This is a genomic window from Anaerolineales bacterium (assembly GCA_030583885.1).
Classification (GTDB): domain Bacteria; phylum Chloroflexota; class Anaerolineae; order Anaerolineales; family Villigracilaceae; genus Villigracilis.
Window position 1 is genome coordinate 2,506,854 of sequence record CP129480.1, and the last position, 18,574, is coordinate 2,525,427.

Annotated in this window: 21 protein-coding genes; 5 read left to right on the forward strand and 16 right to left on the reverse strand. The window is 53.8% G+C overall.

The features are described 5' to 3' along the window. Window positions 1-15: 15 nt before the first annotated feature. Window positions 16-597 carry a redoxin domain-containing protein gene (locus QY332_12480; GenBank protein ID WKZ34429.1) on the reverse strand — a complete coding sequence of 194 codons (582 nt, stop codon included), beginning with the start codon at window positions 595-597 and terminating at the stop codon, window positions 16-18. 209 nt (window positions 598-806) lie between these two features. Here QY332_12480 and QY332_12485 point away from each other — a divergent pair, with 209 nt between their 5' ends. Both QY332_12485 and QY332_12490 read left to right on the forward strand, forming a co-directional pair. Then, complete coding sequence (locus tag QY332_12485) at window positions 807-1,205, forward strand: cyclic nucleotide-binding domain-containing protein (GenBank protein ID WKZ34430.1); 399 nt, start codon at window positions 807-809, stop codon at window positions 1,203-1,205. A 14-nt stretch (window positions 1,206-1,219) separates the two neighbouring features. After that, complete coding sequence (locus QY332_12490) at window positions 1,220-1,465, forward strand: NifU family protein (protein ID WKZ34431.1); 246 nt, start codon at window positions 1,220-1,222, stop codon at window positions 1,463-1,465. Window positions 1,466-1,543: 78 nt separating this feature from the next. Here the strand turns inward: QY332_12490 and QY332_12495 are convergent, their stop codons facing one another. The 11 genes from QY332_12495 to QY332_12545 all read right to left on the reverse strand — a co-directional run bounded on the left by QY332_12495 (window position 1,544) and on the right by QY332_12545 (window position 12,564). Then, entirely contained in the window at window positions 1,544-2,308 is a 765-nt protein-coding gene (locus tag QY332_12495; protein ID WKZ34432.1) for a hypothetical protein, read from the reverse strand. A gap of 13 nt (window positions 2,309-2,321) precedes the next feature. Beyond that, on the reverse strand, window positions 2,322-3,104 hold the full coding sequence (locus tag QY332_12500) for a DUF5668 domain-containing protein (GenBank protein WKZ34433.1): 783 nt from the start codon (window positions 3,102-3,104) through the stop codon (window positions 2,322-2,324). A gap of 1 nt (window position 3,105) precedes the next feature. Continuing rightward, complete coding sequence (locus tag QY332_12505; protein ID WKZ34434.1) at window positions 3,106-3,636, reverse strand: hypothetical protein; 531 nt, start codon at window positions 3,634-3,636, stop codon at window positions 3,106-3,108. Window positions 3,637-3,724: 88 nt separating this feature from the next. Further along, window positions 3,725-4,621, reverse strand: coding sequence for a class I SAM-dependent methyltransferase (locus QY332_12510; protein WKZ34435.1), 897 nt, complete (start codon window positions 4,619-4,621; stop codon window positions 3,725-3,727). Beyond that, window positions 4,618-5,397, reverse strand: a complete 780-nt coding sequence (locus QY332_12515) for a nucleoside phosphorylase (protein ID WKZ34436.1) — start codon at window positions 5,395-5,397, stop codon at window positions 4,618-4,620. Before QY332_12515 ends, QY332_12510 begins: the two co-directional genes overlap by 4 nt. After that, window positions 5,375-6,577 carry an oligosaccharide flippase family protein gene (locus QY332_12520; protein ID WKZ34437.1) on the reverse strand — a complete coding sequence of 401 codons (1,203 nt, stop codon included), beginning with the start codon at window positions 6,575-6,577 and terminating at the stop codon, window positions 5,375-5,377. Before QY332_12520 ends, QY332_12515 begins: the two co-directional genes overlap by 23 nt. After that, the gene (locus QY332_12525) at window positions 6,552-7,355 is read right to left on the reverse strand and encodes a class I SAM-dependent methyltransferase (GenBank protein ID WKZ34438.1); all 804 of its coding nucleotides are present in this window, start codon (window positions 7,353-7,355) and stop codon (window positions 6,552-6,554) included. The genes QY332_12520 and QY332_12525 overlap by 26 nt, the downstream gene beginning before the upstream one ends. A gap of 25 nt (window positions 7,356-7,380) precedes the next feature. Beyond that, the gene (locus tag QY332_12530) at window positions 7,381-8,805 is read right to left on the reverse strand and encodes a radical SAM protein (GenBank protein ID WKZ34439.1); all 1,425 of its coding nucleotides are present in this window, start codon (window positions 8,803-8,805) and stop codon (window positions 7,381-7,383) included. Further along, on the reverse strand, window positions 8,802-9,716 hold the full coding sequence (locus tag QY332_12535; GenBank protein ID WKZ34440.1) for a hypothetical protein: 915 nt from the start codon (window positions 9,714-9,716) through the stop codon (window positions 8,802-8,804). Before QY332_12535 ends, QY332_12530 begins: the two co-directional genes overlap by 4 nt. Window positions 9,717-9,728: 12 nt before the next feature. Further along, window positions 9,729-11,231: a glycosyltransferase family 2 protein gene (locus tag QY332_12540; GenBank protein WKZ34441.1), complete on the reverse strand. Its 1,503-nt coding sequence runs from the start codon at window positions 11,229-11,231 to the stop codon at window positions 9,729-9,731. 1 nt (window position 11,232) lies between these two features. Beyond that, window positions 11,233-12,564 carry an O-antigen ligase family protein gene (locus tag QY332_12545; protein WKZ34442.1) on the reverse strand — a complete coding sequence of 444 codons (1,332 nt, stop codon included), beginning with the start codon at window positions 12,562-12,564 and terminating at the stop codon, window positions 11,233-11,235. Between the two features lie 43 nt (window positions 12,565-12,607). On the opposite strand from QY332_12545, the gene QY332_12550 reads away from it, so the two are divergent. Together QY332_12550 and QY332_12555 are read left to right on the forward strand one after the other, a co-directional pair. Then, window positions 12,608-13,654 carry a glycosyltransferase family 1 protein gene (locus QY332_12550; protein ID WKZ34443.1) on the forward strand — a complete coding sequence of 349 codons (1,047 nt, stop codon included), beginning with the start codon at window positions 12,608-12,610 and terminating at the stop codon, window positions 13,652-13,654. Next, on the forward strand, window positions 13,651-14,754 hold the full coding sequence (locus tag QY332_12555; protein ID WKZ34444.1) for a glycosyltransferase: 1,104 nt from the start codon (window positions 13,651-13,653) through the stop codon (window positions 14,752-14,754). Before QY332_12550 ends, QY332_12555 begins: the two co-directional genes overlap by 4 nt. Before the next feature lie 42 nt (window positions 14,755-14,796). On the opposite strand, the gene QY332_12560 is transcribed toward QY332_12555, so the two are convergent. From QY332_12560 to QY332_12575, 4 genes are all read right to left on the reverse strand, one after another. Then, window positions 14,797-15,711 (reverse strand): LLM class F420-dependent oxidoreductase, encoded by a 915-nt coding sequence (locus tag QY332_12560; GenBank protein ID WKZ34445.1) that lies wholly within the window; start codon window positions 15,709-15,711, stop codon window positions 14,797-14,799. An 88-nt stretch (window positions 15,712-15,799) separates the two neighbouring features. Beyond that, window positions 15,800-16,252: a DUF2214 family protein gene (locus QY332_12565; protein WKZ34446.1), complete on the reverse strand. Its 453-nt coding sequence runs from the start codon at window positions 16,250-16,252 to the stop codon at window positions 15,800-15,802. A gap of 142 nt (window positions 16,253-16,394) precedes the next feature. Next, on the reverse strand, window positions 16,395-17,345 hold the full coding sequence (locus QY332_12570; GenBank protein ID WKZ34447.1) for an SDR family oxidoreductase: 951 nt from the start codon (window positions 17,343-17,345) through the stop codon (window positions 16,395-16,397). Window positions 17,346-17,391: 46 nt separating this feature from the next. Continuing rightward, window positions 17,392-18,087, reverse strand: a complete 696-nt coding sequence (locus tag QY332_12575; protein ID WKZ34448.1) for a TetR/AcrR family transcriptional regulator — start codon at window positions 18,085-18,087, stop codon at window positions 17,392-17,394. Window positions 18,088-18,277: 190 nt separating this feature from the next. On the opposite strand from QY332_12575, the gene QY332_12580 reads away from it, so the two are divergent. Next, the gene (locus tag QY332_12580; GenBank protein ID WKZ34449.1) at window positions 18,278-18,445 is read left to right on the forward strand and encodes a YqaE/Pmp3 family membrane protein; all 168 of its coding nucleotides are present in this window, start codon (window positions 18,278-18,280) and stop codon (window positions 18,443-18,445) included. Window positions 18,446-18,574: the final 129 nt, after the last annotated feature.

Genomic DNA, 18,574 nt, shown 5'->3' on the forward strand with positions numbered 1-18,574 from the left:
CCCCGCTTTCCTGTTTCACTCCATGATCAAATCGGGTACATACTTCTCCAGGTTTCTTTCCGAGATGCCGCCGATCCACATCAGGCGCACCCAGCCGTCACGATCTATCACGTAGGAGCTCGGCAAACTCATCGTATTGAATTCTCGCTGGGACTGGTACTTCTCGTCCAGCCAGACGGGAAAGGTCAACCCAAACTCGGCGACAAAAGGAGCAACAACCTGGCGCGCTTCCTCCTGATTAATTGCAATCAACACGAAGCCGTATGATTTATATTTTTCATAGAACGCCTGCAAGGTGGGCATCTCAGCCCTGCATGGAGGGCACCACGTTGCCCAAAGGTTGACCAGCACAACGTTCCCACGGGAGTCGCTCAAGGATACCATTTTCCCGGAAAGATCTTCGAGGGTCAGCTCAGGTGCGGGAAAATCAACTTTGGCGGGAACAGTTGAAAAGTCCTCAGTGGAGGCGAGCGGAAATCCCCAAAGCATGATAAACATGGCCCCAATCGTGATGAGTCCCACCCCGATTAACAGCAAGGCAATAAAACGTCCTGCGGATGGTTGGGTGGAGGAGCATTTACCTGTTTCAGTCATCATGATTATGAAGTTGTTACACCTTATAAAATTACCTATTTGACAAAGTATAACCCGGAAAAAACGAACCTGTTAAAAAGGGATAAATGTCGCTGTCTTTAGGAAATATGATACTGGCAACCTGTCCAAACGTTGATTAACATGCATGACAAATGCTGGAGTCACTCCCTTATATTCCCTTCTTCCAGGATCTCAGGCCTGCTGAAATCACAATGCTTAAACCTCTTTTTAATGCATTTTCCTGCCCGTCTGAAACCATTATCTTTGAACAAGGCGACCCGGCAAGCTATATGTACCTGATCCTCAAGGGGGAAGTTGTGATCCACTACAAACCATATGACGGACCATCCATGACCCTGACTCGACTGCGTGAAGGAGGTGTATTTGGCTGGTCGGCAGTGGTTGGCAGCAGCAATTACACCTCCAGCGTGATCAGCGAATCACAAGTGGAAGCCTTGCGCATACGAGGGGGGGATCTATGGAAACTTGTTCGGGAACACCCGGAAACAGGTAAAATCATCATTGACCGGCTTGTCCGGATTGTCTCACCCCGTTGGGAAAACGCGCATGCGCAGATCCAATTGCTTTTGAATTCCGGTCAATCGGAATAGACAGGAGAAAGAACATGGCAGCAACAGAAGTACGCGACAAAGAAGCTCAACTCCGCCATCTGGTCGAGACTCTCGATGCCTACATCGAACAATATCACGGCGGGACGGTGGAGTTCGTCTCGTTTGACGGCAGCACCCTTGAAGTGCGGCTGGGGGGGGCATGTTTGAACTGTCCCCTTCTGCCATCCACACTGCATGGCTGGGTGGCGGGAACCGTACACCAGTTCTTCCCGGGCGTGAATGTGATCGAAGCAAAATAGACGCCAGCCAAGGCAGGCAGCGGAAGAGGACATCCCGCGCGTTTGCGCGGGATGTCCTCTTCCGCTCTAGATACAAAATCATCTGCTGCCGGCAAAATATCGATAGAGCAGAAAGCCGCCGGCAATGATCAAGGCGAGTGCCCAAACGTAATTGGCAAAATCCAAAAGGGATGCTATGCCAAGGAAGCCCATGATCCCCAGCACGCCCGCGGGCCAGTACGCCCAACTCATCCTTGCCAGCAGGGCGACGAGCAGAAAAGTCAACGCGAGGCCAAAGAAGAAAAAGCCTGCCGTTTGAAATTCACCAAATCTCTCCGCGGCGACAGTCACGCCAGCGAGTGTGGCAAGCACGCCGCCGGGGATCAATGCCCACCAGCGTTCCATTGTGTTCGTCAGATATACAACGAAGAAGGTCAACCCGATTCCACCCAGCACAATCGCACCGGAATATTCCTCGAATTGTGCGGAGGCAAGGATCAAAAGCGAGAGGACGGTCAATACCCCAGCCGGGATGATCGCCCACCAGCGTTCACTACGGCTGGTGAAATACACATACCAGAAGGAAAGCGCAATGCCGCCCATAAAGACCGCGCCGCCCAATTCGTCCATGGAATCAGGAAGCAGGATCAAAATGCCAAGTGCGGCAAGCGCAAAACCGGGAAACGCACTCCACCAATGGCCGCCGAACAACAGGGCCAGGAAGACAAGCCCTCCAATGAGAAATACCGCACCCCAGAGATAGTCGGAGGCGTTTTGCAGGTAGCCCATAGCCTGCGCCAGTGCCAGTCCGCCGCCGAGGATAAGCAGCAGACCAAAGACAATCCTTAGATCAAATCGTTTCATGTCAGCACCTTTTTTATCTCACGCGCACGGAACACGCGCCGCCTTTGACGTTGATATCCACTGCATTGGCGGCGGTGTCGAAATCGGGGGATACGTCCTGCGGGAAACGAGAACGGTCCACGCTCATGTCGCCCGCGCCAAGCGTCGCGCGTACGCGGATGGCAATGCCGTCGGGTACGATCAAGGTCAGGGATGCCGCGCCAATTTCAAAGTCCGCGCTGAGGCGCCCGCTTGCCGGCAGGGTGATGGTCGAATCGCTGGCTCCCGTCTTGAAGTGCAGTCCCGTGATGTTCATGTCGCGCAAGTCGATCACGGATTTGTTCGCGCCGAGATTGAACTCCAAATCCGTTGGGATGGAGGGATTGAGCGCGACGTCCCAATCGAGGCTGAAGCGCGGACCGATGAACGGGAACGAAATATCCCGCGCGGGTCGCATCTTGACTTCGAGCCTGTCGCCGTTTCGAGAGGCTTTGTGCTCCAACCCTCCGACGAACATCCCGCGCGCGAGTTCATGCGATAAAGCGCCGCTGTGCAGGCGCAGTTCGCCCGCACCGTGATTGACCCGCAGGCTGGCTGTGGATGCGTCCTGCAATTCAATGCTGGCGGACTCTTCTTCCACTTTGCCGCGCAGGAACACGCCAGCCAGAACCCAAACCCCAAAACCGATGAGCAGCAGGGGCCAGAAAATACTCATCAACGAGCTGCCGTTCGGGAGTGTGATTCCCATGGCGCTGGCAAGCATCAAAAAACCGACCAGAAGCAGGATGCCGCCCCAGAACAACTGATAGCGGCGCATGTCATTCATCCCTGTTGCGATACGAACGGTACAACCCGCTGCCCAGCACATACAACCCGAGCAGGATCAACAAAATGGCGGGACCGTAATTGCCAAGGATGTTCCACCCGCCAAAGGATGCGGAGAAGACGAGGAACAGTACGGCGCTGAGGACCAGCAGGTTCATCCCGCGCTTGAGGTTGTGCGCTGTGTGGTCGCCAAGCAGGCCTGCGAGGATGCTCCCCACTCCCACAAAGCCGGGGATGAGCGCCCACATGTACGACCACGATGCGTAATCGCCGGTGGTCTCCTGCCAATAGAAAATGCCGCCCAATCCCGCCACGATGGCGGCAGGGACGGACAGGCCGGGCGAGCCGAGCACCAGCCCCAGAATGAAGATGACCCCGCCGATCAGCACCAGATTGGTGGGCCATTGCGTGTACGCTGAGAAGAACGCGCTGAAGGCTGGCACGGTGCGGTCAAGCAGGAACCACGCCCCGATCAAGATCAAAATGACGCCGAGCGCCAGTTGGGAACGACCTGAATTGCTCATAATTGATTCTCCTTTGTTGTGAGGTTCATTTCCTAGTGTATAACTTTTCGCTGGAAATTGAAAGCCTTTGAAGATATACGCACAAACATCAGACGGGTTTCCCAATTTCGCCGACCCACAAGCCAAATTCGGCAGGCTCCCGACCGCCGCGCAGACGCGCCAACCACGGACGAAGCACCCACCGCAACCCATAGAACGGACGCACATGCCGCCAGCGGATGCCCAGCGTCCGCCCCAACTCGTCCAGGCGGGCGTAGGTCAAAAAGCCTTCGCTCGCAATCGAATCCGATGCGAAACCGCAGCCCGCGAGAAAGCGCGCACTGCGCTCCTCCAGCATCTTAACCCCTGAGTTCGTATCGCGGTACACAGGCGTGTCCATGATGATGACCCTGCCAGTGGGTGAAAGCACGCGCAGTGACTCGCGTAAGGTCACTTCGTACCTTTCGGAATAATGAAAGGATGCATTGAAAATGACCGCGTCCACAGACTGCTCCGCAAACGGCAAATGGATAAACTCCGCTTGAACGGGTGCGAATTTCGTTTCGTAGAAAGTCCATGCGCCCAAGCCGTCTTCGGGGTTGACGAGCAAGTCCGCCGCCCAAACGTGATGCCCAAGCGACGACAGACGGTTCGACAGCCAGCCGTTGCCTGCTCCCACATCCAGAACCTTCGACTCCGCCCGCAGTAATCCCTTCAGTGCCCGAAAACTCGCCGCGCGGATTCGCCAATCAGCGGAGAAGCGTCCGCTCAGGTCTTTGAATGGCAGGGAACGATAGTACGAAGCGTCCGCCGAGAAGCGACCTTCCGCGCGGCGGACAGTTTCATAGTCTGCGATGAAGCGGGCATAGTGCGATTCGCGTTCGGGTAGCAGAAAACGCCAAATCCCATCCCTTTGCTCGAAGGTCAACCAATCCCGCAGACAGAGCAACTCCGCCTCGGTTATTTTCTGCAATTCAGCGCGACAACGCGGACAAACGAATTTCATGCGCCCTCATCGAGCAGGTCAATCGCAACGCGAAGACAATCGTCGAATGCGCGGTTGATGCGCCGCATATCAACGGGTGGATGCCAGGACAAATCCGCGAGGCTGTCCGCTGCGATGATTATGGATGCCGCGCCGACATTTCTCGCTTTGGCAAGCGCGTACAAGCCAGCGGTTTCCATTTCCACCACCTGCACATTTTCGGACCGATATTGCTTTATTTCCGCCTGTGTCTCGCGGTAGGGAGCGTCGGTCGTCCACGCCGCTCCTGACATAAATTTTATGTTACGTTCGGACAACCGCGATGCCACCTTTTGGATGAAGGCATCATCCGCATGGACGTATTTTTCGGGAGGCAGGTAATGGTACGACACACCTTCATCGCGGGCAGCTTTGTCAACCAGCACGACGCTGGCTTCATGCAGAGAAGAACTCAACGCGCCACCCCACGAAAGCAGGATAAAGCGTTTCACGCCCCAGGCGGTCATCTCTTCTACGAACGCGACCAGCGCAGGCGCGCCGATGCCAAAATCGGAAAGCACGCCCACCCGTCCCTGCGTGGATTTGACAAGATGAATATCGCCGAGCGTCCGCGTGATCTTCTTCAGGCGAAAACGCCAGCGCAGTCGGCGCAAAATATCCGCGCGCATGCAGATGACCATGCCATCAGGTGGCAGGATGTTCGGAAATTTCCCAGCCTTTCGGCGGAGGGCAAGCATATCAGCGGGTTGGATGATTGCTTCGCTTTTGTATTTTTCAGGCAGGGTTGGCACGGACATATCTTCTCCAATGAAGCCAGAGCAGGGCGGCTTGGACAATTTCAGCAATCAAGATTGACCCCGCTGCACCGCGCAATCCGTACAACGGGACCAACCAAACCAGCAGAGCGACCAAGATCAGAAACGCAAATCCCAGCGCGGACAGGACTGTCATCTCGCGTTCGACGGCGACAAACGCCAGCGAATAATACGAGACGACATAATACGGGATAACCGTCCATGCGAGAATCCGCAACGCAGAAGCGGATGAAGAAAATTCGCGTCCGAACAAGAGCAGAAGGATCGGTTCGGCAAAGAGAAACAATATCAACGCGATCATCACAGCGGCGGCGAATAACCATAATCCACTTCGATTGAGATGTGCGCCTGCCAATTTCGTCCGCGCCATTTCGGGGTAGATCGCCGTCAACGCGGAGAGATGCCCGAGTTTTGCCGCATCAACTGTCCGCGCGGAGGAGGCGAAGAGTCCCGTCTCGCTGACCGTGGTCAGGACGGGGAGGATGGTCAAAGTTATCTTTTCATACAGCAAGCGCAGAGTCCCGATCAACGCCATGCGCACGCTGGACTTTATCAGGGCTGGGATACGACGGGGGGCAAATATCCATTTTTCGAGAAAGCCGCGACAAAGGAAGAATCCAAGCGCCGCGCCAATGACGTGAACGCAGAGCAAATAAAATGCGAGTTGCGCCACCGAGCCGCGCATACCGAGCAGGAGCAAGACCGCCAGCAAGTGCGTCAGCGCGGAAGCGAAATGCATGATGGAAAATCCATCCATTTGTTGAACACCGCGCAAGATGGTGGTGAAGATTGTGAAGAATGACAAGGGCAATAGCGCAAAGACATAGATCAATAGCGGGCGTTGGACGGGCAGGAATGGCGCAAGGACGAACGCCAGCAAAATGAAAACAACCGAGATGGATAATTGTAAAACCAGCGCGGCGGGCAGGTCTGAAAAATCATTTGCGGAGGAGATTCGGCGGATGAGAATCATGTCGGTGCCAAAGGTGGAGAAGGCGTTACCGATCAACACAACCGCTGTGATGAATGCGTATTCGCCAAAGCCTGCGCTTCCCAAGTATCGCGCCAGCAGAAGATTGGATATTACCGCCAGCGCCTGTGAACCATAGCGCGAGCCGACCGTCCACAGGATGTTTTTATACAGGCGCATACTGAAACGCATACATCAGAAAATCGCCCCAGCGATTGAATGGAAAGGACGCGCCAATGCGCTCGTCCAGTTTAAGAAACGCATTCGTCAGACGCGGAAAGCGGTGCGGGAAGCGATCCATGTAGGACGGCGGGCAGAACAACGAAATGGAGCGTCGGCGCAGAAGATGGAAGTCCGCGCCAAACGCATCGCGTACCGCCTTTGGGCTGTGATACCACGTCATGATGTTCGCATCTTCCACGTTGGCGGAAACGCCGTTCGGATGAAAGCGCCGAAACGCCACACGGAACTGTCCGCGCAGGGCTTGCAGGGTTTCCCACGGACAGAACGGCGGCATGACGACCCAGACGACATGTCCATTCGGTTTGAGCAGGCGCGGCAGGAATTTCGTCACGACATGCAGATCGGGGATGCAGTTCAGCCCGCCGAAATTGGAAAAGACCAGATCGAATGGTGCGCCTTGCACGGCATCCAAATCCGTGAACGAAGCCTGCTGGGCAGTAAAACGATTCCCGCCATTCAGGTTTTTGATCTTCGCTTGAATCGCCGAGACCATGCCGCCCGCCACATCCGTGGCATGGACTCGGTATCCGTGCTGAAAGAAATAAGCCGCATCCGAGCCTGTGCCTGCGTTCAGTTCCAGTATCGAACCATCTCTTGGAATCCGCTCCATCACTTCGCACCGAATCACATCCCGCGCCCAGCGGATGACGGGATGTCCTTCACAATAGGCATCATAGACTTCCGCTTTGCGCGAGAAGCCTTCATCCACGGCGCTCAAATCAAGCATGGAAAGCAAACCTATTCATCTGCGTTCACATCGTACCCGAATGGGTATCTGTGGCAAATCTTTTCAATCTCATTTCGCTCCGCAGCATCCCAAGCAGATAATACGGCGTGCGCGCGATCCTGCGCCAATCCCGTTTTTGCCATGCGCGGCGCAGGCGGAATTCGTGATGGACTCGTCCATGCAGGATACGATAGAACTCCTGCGGGAACGGTCCGCGATACAACATTGCCAAATCATCCGAATCCAACCAATTCTGTTTTTCACCCAGTTCCATTTTGACGCGCTCGTGGAATTTCGTCCCAGGCAACGGATAAGAAACCGAAACGCCGATGTCATCAGGCATGCATTCGCGCACCATCTTCAAGGTCTTTTGCACGTCTTCCCACATCTCACCGGGATAACCGAACTGCAAAAAGAATCCCACTTCGATTCCATTTGCGTGCAGCAACTCGGCAGCGCGGTGGATGTCTTCCACTTTGTCGCCCTTGTCCATTGCATCCAGAATTTTCTGCGAACCCGACTCCGCGCCGATCCACACGGTCTTGCATCCCGCCTTCGCCAGCGCGGACGCCGTCTTTTCGTTGACCAAGTCCGCGCGTTTCAAGCATTTAAACGGGATGACCGCATCCGCTTCGATGAGCAACTCCGCGAACCGTTCCATCCAATTCGGCTTCAGCCCGAAGATGTCATCCGCAAACCAGATGTGGTCGGGCGCGAAATTTTCCCTCAGCCATTTCATCTCCGCCGCCACATTTTCAGGCGAGCGCGAGTTGTAGCGCTGTCCCCAGATCGGCTTGGCGCACCAGTTGCAGTGATATGGACATCCGCGCGTGGTGACCATGTTCATCGAGAAATAACCGTGACGCTCGTGCCAGATCGTTTTATATTTTTGGATTTCTATTAAATCCCACGCAGGAAAAGGCAAAGCATCGAGATTTTTGATATCAGGTCGGCGCGATGCGTGATGCGTGATGCGTGACACAAGACCGATGACATCGCTCGCTTCCTTCCCAGCCGACAGTTGGTCCAGCAATTCCCCGAGCGTTTCTTCTCCCTCACCTAGTAGACAGTAGTCCGCGCCATGTTCGAGATATTTGTCGTAGTGATCGGTCGCGTCCGCGCCGCACAGGATGACAGTGCATCCGCGCTCCTTCGCCATGCGGATCATCGTGAAGGCGGCTTCGCGCATCCGCAGGAGACACATCTTGGAGAGGTAGTTGAAATTATCCTCGAAGATGACCGCGTATTGCGGCTGGTGTTCATCAAGCGAATTTGCCCATTCGTCTTCGGATTCAGCCAGCATCGCATCGAAGAGCGCCACATCATACCCCTTTTCGCGGATGTAACTGGCGGCATACAACGTCCCAAGCGGCGGGTAGGGCATCATCGCAGCCCAGAGTTTGGGGTCGAAGCGCAGGTAGTAGGATTGTCCGAAGAGAATTTTCTTCATGCATGCACCTTCAATTCTCGAAGCCGCTCTTGATAGGCACTCATCGCCCTTGAGCCGTGATTGTCGAAGTTTCCCTGGCAGATATCGGCAGAAAAGTTGGTTTCGGCGCCATAGCCCGCTTGTTTTTTGAAGCGGGCGATCTTGCGGTTCATTTCCCAGGATTCAAGGAGATCGCCGTGTTTGCCGGCAAGAAGAGTTTCAATAAAAATCTGGATTGCCACGCCAGCTTTGAGGTCCTTCGCATCGCTCAAGATGACATTTGTGTTGAGATTTGGCAAAATATCCAAAACCCATAAATTGACCATGCGCAAACAGTTGAATACATCCATCCCGCTGACGGGAATCATCTGGGCGAATTCGCGGGCGGTGTAGAGATTTCTTACATCCCATGCCAGCGCGTTTTCAGAGACAATGATATTCGGGCAGATGACATCCCCGAACAAGCGAGCAAGCTTGCCAAACAACAGAACAAAAGCACGGGCGGCCCATACCCGCCCAGGCTTGACGACGAGCATGTAATCCATGTCATTGTTTTTCGAGAGGTTAAGCATGGCAAGGGAACCCGTCAGTGCAACCATGCGGATAAATGGCAGTTTGCCGATGAGGCGCCCGTAGAACATGGCGCGCTCAAAGGCTTTGTGGGAATCGGCTTCGCGCTGTTTGCGGATGTTCACGATCTCGGGGCGGTCTGTGATGAAGTAACAATCGTCTTTGAAAGATACTTTGTCCATTTGAGATGCGCAGAGTTTGATTTCGTTTCGTCCGGCGGGGATGGTGAGAAATTTCTGCAACTCGTCCATGGTCAGCGGATGGTCAAAAATGTCGGAATATGCCAGCGTGGCGAGGATGGCATGTTCGAGCAGGGAAGAGTCAACAAGGGCGGGCGGTTGGGATGTGAATGTCAGGGACAAAAGCATGGTCCTTTATGCAGAAGCAGGCTTGGCGTCGTGGGCGAAGCGGGCCGAGATGGACTGGGCGATGGTCAAGCCTGAGCAGAAAAATAACCCCAACGCGAAGAAAAAGGCATAGATCATTACCAGATAATAACCGAGATGAAAGGCGAACCAGCCGGTGAAAAGATTGAAAATGCCAAGAAGGATTTCGAAGACGATGAGAGAATCAACCTTGACCTGATAGCGGCTGCCCAGCCATGGCTGGGCGCGATGCGTGATGCCGAACTTCGGCGTGCGCTCGAATGGTACGGAGCGTTTTCGGACAATCTGGAACACGGCGCGCATCGTGTTGAGCGCCATGCCGGACGCGAACATGGACATCAAAAAGATGAGCGGAAAAGCTTGAAACCAGCGGCGGCGGAGAAGCTGCTGGGCGGTGGAAAAATAGATCGCAGGCACAAGCGCGAGGAAGTTCATCACCAAGCCAAGCCCGATGGGTTGAAGCAGGGTTGGGTATTGACTCGCAAACCAAAGAAGCAGCGGGTAAAACAACATCAGTGCAACGGTGAGCAGATGAAGCAAATAGCCTGTGAGATGAAGCGTGGCTTGAGTTTTACGCGCAAATGAAAAATCCGATTTCCAGATCACGGGAATATATTTCACAGCGCATTCAAGGCTGCCGCGTGCCCAGCGATATTGCTGCCGGCGATATGCCGTAAAACTGACTGGCAGTTCGGCGGGCGCTTCCACATCACCTGCGTAGCGCGCGGTCCAGCCGCGCAGGAAGGCGCGGTAGGACAGGTCCATGTCTTCGGTGAGCGTATCCGCCTGCCAGCCGCCCGCATCCAGAATGGCGGATTTGCGCCAGATGCCCGCCGTGCCGTTGAAATTGAACACGTACCCGGCGCTCGAACGTGCAAGCTGGTCAATCGCGAAATGCGCATCCAATGAGAAGGATTGCAGGAGGGTAAGCAGTGAATAATCGCGGTTCAAATGTCCCCAGCGGGCCTGGACAAAAGCCACTCGATCATGGAGAAAATGCGGCACCATGCGGCGCAGAAAATCACGCTGCGGGAGGAAATCCGCGTCGAAGATGGCGATGAAGTCACCCTTTGCGGTCTCAAGTCCATTGGCAAGCGCGCCTGCTTTAAATCCATCACGGTTCGTGCGGTGGATGTGAATGACATCGATCCCTTGCGCTTCCAGCCGCATCACTTTTTCAGCGATCAATGCGGCAGTATCATCGGTCGAGTCGTCCAAGACTTGGATTTCAAGCAGGCCACGCGGATAATCCAGATCCGCGCAGGCATCCAGCAGGCGCGCCGTCACGTACCACTCGTTGTAAATTGGCAGCTGCACGGTGACAAAAGGAAATGCCTGCAATTCCCCCGTCTTCGCCTCCAAAAGTTTATCCCGCTGTTTCAATCCACGTAACGCAAGGAAAAGCATATTAAAAATATATGCAACCAGCATCCCCATGGCAAACACATATGCGGTCAGAACAGGCGAAAGAAGATATGGCAACAAACTCATTCTACGTCGTCCTTATCACTGCCGCAGAAAACAAGCCCCAGCCCAGCCATTGCCACAAACGCCCCGGTACATACATCCACGTGTAATAGTCGAATAACCCGACCACGAACACCGCAAGCAACAAGGCAAGTGAGCCCATCACCAGAGGCCTGCTTATCAAGTCACGCCAGCGCACGGCAAATATGATCAATGGGATAATCAATAGCAATAGATAAAATACGCCGCCAAACACGCCCGTCTCCATTGCAGCGTTCAACATCGCGTAATGGGGCGGCTGAAAATCCAGGGGAAAATTTTCAAAACGGTTCTTCATTGCCAGCGGCGATGCGCCCAAACCAATCCCGATCGCGGCGTGCTCCACGAATAACGTATTGCCTGCACCCAGCAAAAACACGCGCTCCCGCATTTGATCGTCCTGCGCGATGTTCCCGGAATTGATCCGTGACTGGAACAGGGAAATATTTTTTGTGATGAATGGCGTGACGACTAGCAGACTCAACACCCCAAGCAGAATCGCCCGTTTGACAGAATCCCACCTGCGGGCAGACGCTTCAAATCCGACCATGAAGCTGCCGGCCACCATCAGGCTTAACCACGCCGAACGGGAGAAGGTCATCACCAGCGCGGGAAATGCAACCAAAAAGACAACCGCCGCCAGCCTGTGCTGGCGGCGATTCCCGTACAAGACCACCGCCAGCATAAGGACGAATCCGAAGGCGATACAGCCGCCGAGAATGTTCGGGTGATCGCTCAAGCCATAGGCGCGCAGGAAGCGAGATCCATCCGCGATGACAACACTCACACCGGAGCGGACAGGGTCAAGCGAATGTTCGCCAAGGATCTGCAGTCCCAAAGAGGACTGAGCGAGCGACTGTCCAATAGCAACCATGGACTGAATGATAACTTGAAGCATGACAGGGACAATCACCCAAACAGGGGAATGAATTTCATTGACAATAAAAAAATATAAGAAAAGCAGAAGTAGCAACCGGGCAGCATGATACCGAGAGAGGAACGGATCCACACTCCCAATGACAGAGACCCACCCTGCAACAACCAAGCCCGTAAGACAGATCCAGATCAATCCATTCCCCATACGCACCCTGTGAGGCTTCACCAATAATGAGCAGCCCCAAAAGACAAGCATGTACAGCAACGTCCAGTCACTTCCAAACAGATGAAAATCAGTGTAATCGGAATAAACAGGGAAGAATGGACGCTGCCACACGTCCAGCCGCCAGCGCAGAGGAAGGAGGAGAACCGTCAACGCAAATGCAACGCGTGCGGCGATCAGAAAATAGTGCGATACTCGATTCGGCAAAGATAATGACATTAAATCAGACCTTAATAATCCTCTTTCTTATTATAATCGGTGAATGAATTTGAAACTTGCCATCAATGGGCGTTTTCAACACAGGCGCGTCACCGGCGTGGATCGATACGCCGATGAAATATCCCGTCGACTGAACGTGCAAAAACGATTTATCAAACCGAACCGTTCGCTTGGACGGGTAGCGGGGCATTTGTGGGAGCAGTTCGTTTTGCCACGATTAATTCAAGAAGGTGAAATCCTGTGGTCGCCCGCCAACTCCAGCGCGTGGAGTGTGGCGAATCAGGTGGTGACCATACACGACGCAAGCGTGTTCGACCACCCCGAATGGTTTCGTCCCGCCTTTGCATCATGGACGAGACTTTCATGGAAAATACTCGCGAAGCGGGCAAAGGCGATCGTCACGGTTTCCGAGTTTTCAAAGCAGAGATTACAGCATTTCCTTAACATCCCTGCTGAAAAAATCCATGTGGTGTATAACGGGGTTGGGGAGTCGTTCAAACCGCAGGGCCAAAAACAAATTAATGAAATGAAGAAAAAATTCGGGCTGAACAAACCCTATTTTCTTTCTGTCGGTACGCTGGAGCCTAGAAAGAATTTGAAGGCTTTGATTTGTGCTTGGGAATTGGCAAATTTGAAAGGGTACGGGTTGTTCATTGCAGGCGCGGAATCCGTAGGTCATGTTTTCAACGTCACCGATCTAATTTCTGTAGCCCGTCACGCTGCATACCCTTTCAGGGCACTTAGCGTGACCTACGTCAGTGACGAAGATTTGCCCGCCGTGTACGCCGGCGCGACGGCGTTTGTCTATCCATCTTTGTATGAGGGATTCGGTCTGCCCATTCTGGAGGCAATGGCATGTGGAACGCCCGTTATCGCATCAGACAGCGCAGTGTTCAGGGAAATCTACAGCGATGCCGCGATTCCAATCAATCCGCGCGAGCCGCAGGAACTCGCACACGCCATGCGGAACATAATCGAAGACAAATCGCTTGCAGAGAACCTGCGCCAGCGCGGGTTTGAAAAAGCGGTACAGCTTTCGTGGGATGAATCCGCGCGAAAAACGCAATCCATCATCAGGAACATCCCATGAAACTAGCGATCATCCATGAATGGCTGAATGTGTTCGGCGGAGCCGAGAAGTTACTTTCCGAAATCCTTAAACTTCATCCACAAGCGCAAGTGCACGCGCTGATCCACAACAAATCAAATCTCATCGGCACACCGCTCGACGGGCAAAGCGTCAAAACATCCTTCCTGCAACATATCCCCCGTGTCGAACATCTCTACCGCGGACTGCTCCCGATTATGCCGCTTGCCATCGAGAGCATGAATGTCCGCGAGTACGATATGGTGTTGTCCATTTCCCACGCTGTTGCACACGGCATCAAAACTCATAAAAATCAAATCCACATTTCCTACATCTGCACGCCGATGCGCTATGCCTGGCACTTGCAGGACGACTACCTGCATCTACACCATTTGGACAAGCCGATTCTCGGCTCCGCCGCGCGCCTGACCTTGAGCCTGCTTCGCCGTTGGGACAAAGTCTCCGCCGCCCGGGCGGATCACCTGCTCGCCATCTCGCAATGGACGGCACAGAAGATTCAACAGGCATGGGGACGCGAGTCGCATGTCATCTACCCGCCTGTGAATGTGGAGCGGTTTTCGCCAGCCAAAGAGCGCGATGATTTTTACATCCACGTTTCACGGCTGGTTCCCTACAAAATGACGACGGAGATCGTCAAAGCGTTCAATGCGTTGAAACTTCCGCTCATCGTCATCGGCGATGGACCTGAAATGTCACACCTGCAAAAACTGACGAAAGAAAACGTCAAACTGCTGGGGTATCAACCTGACGATGTAGTTACCGACCTGCTCAACCGCGCTAAAGCATTCGTGTACATGGCTACCGAAGACTTTGGGATCGCAATGGTCGAAGCGCAGGCGGCGGGATGTCCCGTGATTGCATATCGGACAGGCGGCGCGACGGAGATCGTTCGAGATGGAGAGACAGGGTTGTTGTTCAGCGATCAGACGGCTGATGGTTTGTGCGAGGCGGTTCTTCGATCTGAAGGGAAGGAATTAAAAAACAAAGCCGCAAGAGAAAATGCGGCTCGCTTTTCGAGAGAGAGATTTAAGAAAGAGTTTTCAGCCTACTTTGAGGAGATTGCTTCGGGCGGCCTTGATTGAGCAGACCCAAGACCGCATCGAAACCCGTCGCCTTCGCACACATTACATGACAGCCTTCGCCAATGCCTCCAGGCCTGCGAGATCGTCCAGGTCCAGCCATTGGAGCATGACCCGTTGAAGTCCGCTTTCTTCGAGTTTGCGCAATTGCTCCTTGACACCACTCGCGGAACCAGCCACAATTCCACGCTGATGCAATTGCTCAAGCGATTGTCCGCGGGCTTCGACTTTTTCTTTCAAAGCGGATTCGGTATGACCGAAAACACAGCCCGTCATCATCGAGCGCCGCATGGACTTTGGCTCGCGGTTCTCGGCTTTCAAGGCTTCTTGCATCAATCCATTCAACTCTTTGACCGTCTCAGGCGGGGCAAAGATGATATTCCACTCGTCGGCATAGCGGGCGGCAAGTTTCAGCGTACGATTCTTTCCGTTCCCGCCGATCAGGATTGGGGGACCGCCGAGGCGTTTTGGACGTGGGAGCAGAGTCGTTTCGCGGATCTGGTAATACATCCCGTCGAATGAAACAGGCGAGTCGCTTTTCAATAATTGAGTCACCGCCTGCAAGCCTTCTTCAAAGCGCTCCATGCGGGATTTTACATCCAGCAAATCGAAACCGTAGAGATGATGCTCGCGTTCCTGCCAGCCTGCGCCGAGACCGAGTGTCAGCCGTCCGTTCGAGAGGTCGTCCACGGCGGATGCCATGCGGGCGGTGTGCGCGGGATGCCGAAATGAAAACGGCGTGACCAGGGGACCGAACTCGATGCGCTCGGTGTTGCACGCCAGCCAGGTCAGCGAGACCCATAACTCGAGCGAATCCTTGTTGGGCGGATTCATGTTGGTGAAGTGATCGGAGCGGTACAAGCCGACAAAGCCTAAATCTTCGACAAGGCGGGCGATGTTCCGCCAGCGCGCCCAGTTCAATCCGTTTTGACCTTCGATCATGATGGCGATTTCAAGCATGGTGGCTCCTTCCCCCTGAGTGTACATTAAAAATACTGCAGGGGCGACCGCGAACAATGGCCAAGAACTATTGTCGATCCTGCATTTTTCATCCCACCCCTCTTGCCATGAGCGGAGCGGCGAACAAGACCAACACCAGCCCGATCATTTCCAGCCAAAGCAGCAGGCGGATGTTTTTATACTCGTTGTCCGGGATTTCAGGCGCTTTATTTTGCGTCAGCATCGGATTCCATTTGATGTAGCGGATGGTCGGGTAAACAGACAACATACCGATGATCACGAATAACGCCATCTTTGTCCAGAAGATGTGGTTGTACAGATAGTAATTCGGTCCCTTCTCGAAGAAATACACGCGCAGTAACCCGACGATGATCAGCAAGCCCGCCGAAATGCCATAGACCAAATCCACACGCTGGATGCGGCGCGCCTCGGGGACGGTCAGTTCCTTGCGGTAGGCGACGAATTCATACACCAGCGCCGCCGTCAGCGCGAATGCAAGGATGTGGTGCAGGCTTGCCATGATGGAATTTACGATAATCATAATGTTCTCCTTTTTGCCGTGTCATTGCGAGCGAGCGCTCGTTGCGGCAAAGCAATCTCCCCGCCACAATAGTGGATTGCTTTGCCACCTGGTTTCGGTACGGGCTTCGCCCTGCTCAACCGACCGTGACACTCAGTGACGTTTATTTCTTTTCAGGATGACTTCGATACCACGCCACCGTTTCCTTGATCGCTTCGCGCATCGGTGTAGCCTTCATTCCGAAGGTATTCTCGAATTTGCTTGAATCCACAATAAAGGGCTTCTCAAACCCGTACATCATCTCAACCATCTCCTTCGCTTCAGAGATGAACAAACCGCCGATCCACATCATCGCCCGTCCCATCGCGCTGAATGCAGGTGGGATGCCCATCTCTTCGGCGATCATCGTCACCATCTCGCGCTGGGTCACGCGCGGCGAGTCGTTCGGTACGTGCCAAGCCTGCCCATCCGCTTCGGGACGACCGCCCAAAATCACAAGCGCCTTTCCAAAATCAGGCGCAAACGTATGCGTGTGCGGCAGGTCGATATTCCCCACCAAATTCGCCGCCTTTCCATGCAGCAGCGGATAGAACGTCCGCTCGCCCATCGCCGCCGTCGGCAGCCCCCACGGACCGAAGAAGTCCGATCCGCGCCCGGTAGTCACGCGTAATTTACCCGTGTGATGCGCTTCAAACGCGGCATCGCTGACCTCACTGCGCACGCGTCCCTTGCGCGTATGAGCATTGTGCGGCGAATCCTCCGTCAGCGGCGCGCCGTTTGTGTCGCCATACATGTATAGATTTTCAACCAACACCAATTTGGCGTCACCTCCCGTCAAACCATCGATGATGGATTTTTGCAACGGCGGGAATTTTTCGACCCATTGGTGGTATTCGGGTTGAGACGCCTGATACACGACCTTCGCGCCACGCGTCACTTCTTTGACCTGTGCCTGGTCATACAGATCTGCGGCTCTGACCTCCACCCCGGCAGGTACTTCGTCCATCCGCCCCGAGCGGTTCACCATGCGGACGGATTCCCCGCGTTTGACAAGTTCTACCGCAATCGCGCGTCCGATTGCACCTGTTCCAAAAACAACATGATTTACAGACATCCTATTTTCTCCGTTTATGCTTGAGCAATGATAATATTTTCCATGCCTAGTTCCCGCTTTTCACAAATTGTTTGATGATCGAATCGATCTCGTAACGATACAAGTCCGCTCCATCCATGCCAAATGGCGGCATTTTGCCTGAAATTTCAAGTGAAACCAGTCCATGCACGCGGCTCCAAACGATCATTGCAACAGAGAGCGAGAAAATATGGTAATCTCCCGCAAAATCCTGCCGAACATCTAATTGTTGTTCGTACCCGGAATGAACGGCGGGAAAATTCTCCGCAGACAGATTATTGGCTATACGCAAACCGTCAATTACACTGACCAAGGCACTGAGCGAACGTGCCGCAGAAGGAAGGACCTCCTTCACCGGAGAGACATATCCCGGAATGGGCGTACCAAAGACCAGCTGGTATCTCTGGGGGTATTCGATCGCCCACTGACGGTATGCCATTCCGATTGCGCGCAGCCGCTCCACCAAATCGGCTTCCGGGACAGCATCTCGCGCCGCAATCTGCGCATCGCCAAACGTAGTGTATGCATCAATGATGAGTGCGGTGACCAGCGCGTCGCGGTCTCGGAAATAGTTGTAGATGGCGGGAGCAGTTATCTTCAACTCGCGCGCAATCGCACGCAGCGACAAAGCTGGCGCACCAAACTTGGCAGTCAGTTTCCATGATGTTTCCTTGATGACTTCTTGAAGATTAGTGATTTGGTGTTTTTTGCTCGGCCTGGCCATGTTGGCTCCCAATATACTTTACGATGTAAATATACATCGTAAAGTATATTTTATCAAGATATATCCAGGAGATAAAACTTTGTCCGCGCAGAGATTCCCCTGTAATGAAATCACAAATAGCAAACCAGCTGGCATTGCGGTATAATTAGATACAGTCAGTCTAAATTATTCCCCAAGGAGAAATGCGCAAATGGATAACAAGTTCCTGCAATTCATCGTCTCGCTTTTCATTCCCCCGCTCGCCGTGTACATGAAAACGGGCAAGATCGACAACACCTTCTGGTTGAATATCGTCTTGACCATTCTCGGCGGCATCCCCGGCTTGCTCCACGCCTGGTATGTGATCTTCGCCAGGTAAAGCTGCGCATATATTAAAGGACTTCCGAGGCTGTCACAGCCTCGGAAGTCCTTTAATATTGCAATCTACATTACTTCCTTCACCCCCCCCCCCCCCCGCAGACCTGGAATGTTTAGCCCAGGTCAATTT

Coding starts and splice junctions, on each gene's coding strand:
- QY332_12510 (WKZ34435.1), bottom strand. CDS start 4,621: ATGAAATTCGTTTGTCCGCGTTGTCGCGCTGAATTGCAGAAAATAACC.
- QY332_12550 (WKZ34443.1), top strand. CDS start 12,608: ATGAATTTGAAACTTGCCATCAATGGGCGTTTTCAACACAGGCGCGTC.
- QY332_12520 (WKZ34437.1), bottom strand. CDS start 6,577: ATGCGTTTCAGTATGCGCCTGTATAAAAACATCCTGTGGACGGTCGGC.
- QY332_12495 (WKZ34432.1), bottom strand. CDS start 2,308: ATGAAACGATTTGATCTAAGGATTGTCTTTGGTCTGCTGCTTATCCTC.
- QY332_12560 (WKZ34445.1), bottom strand. CDS start 15,711: ATGCTTGAAATCGCCATCATGATCGAAGGTCAAAACGGATTGAACTGG.
- QY332_12500 (WKZ34433.1), bottom strand. CDS start 3,104: ATGCGCCGCTATCAGTTGTTCTGGGGCGGCATCCTGCTTCTGGTCGGT.
- QY332_12580 (WKZ34449.1), top strand. CDS start 18,278: ATGGATAACAAGTTCCTGCAATTCATCGTCTCGCTTTTCATTCCCCCG.
- QY332_12545 (WKZ34442.1), bottom strand. CDS start 12,564: ATGTCATTATCTTTGCCGAATCGAGTATCGCACTATTTTCTGATCGCC.
- QY332_12485 (WKZ34430.1), top strand. CDS start 807: ATGCTTAAACCTCTTTTTAATGCATTTTCCTGCCCGTCTGAAACCATT.
- QY332_12540 (WKZ34441.1), bottom strand. CDS start 11,231: ATGAGTTTGTTGCCATATCTTCTTTCGCCTGTTCTGACCGCATATGTG.
- QY332_12575 (WKZ34448.1), bottom strand. CDS start 18,087: ATGGCCAGGCCGAGCAAAAAACACCAAATCACTAATCTTCAAGAAGTC.
- QY332_12525 (WKZ34438.1), bottom strand. CDS start 7,355: ATGCTTGATTTGAGCGCCGTGGATGAAGGCTTCTCGCGCAAAGCGGAA.
- QY332_12530 (WKZ34439.1), bottom strand. CDS start 8,805: ATGAAGAAAATTCTCTTCGGACAATCCTACTACCTGCGCTTCGACCCC.
- QY332_12570 (WKZ34447.1), bottom strand. CDS start 17,345: ATGTCTGTAAATCATGTTGTTTTTGGAACAGGTGCAATCGGACGCGCG.
- QY332_12480 (WKZ34429.1), bottom strand. CDS start 597: ATGATGACTGAAACAGGTAAATGCTCCTCCACCCAACCATCCGCAGGA.
- QY332_12565 (WKZ34446.1), bottom strand. CDS start 16,252: ATGATTATCGTAAATTCCATCATGGCAAGCCTGCACCACATCCTTGCA.
- QY332_12490 (WKZ34431.1), top strand. CDS start 1,220: ATGGCAGCAACAGAAGTACGCGACAAAGAAGCTCAACTCCGCCATCTG.
- QY332_12505 (WKZ34434.1), bottom strand. CDS start 3,636: ATGAGCAATTCAGGTCGTTCCCAACTGGCGCTCGGCGTCATTTTGATC.
- QY332_12555 (WKZ34444.1), top strand. CDS start 13,651: ATGAAACTAGCGATCATCCATGAATGGCTGAATGTGTTCGGCGGAGCC.
- QY332_12515 (WKZ34436.1), bottom strand. CDS start 5,397: ATGTCCGTGCCAACCCTGCCTGAAAAATACAAAAGCGAAGCAATCATC.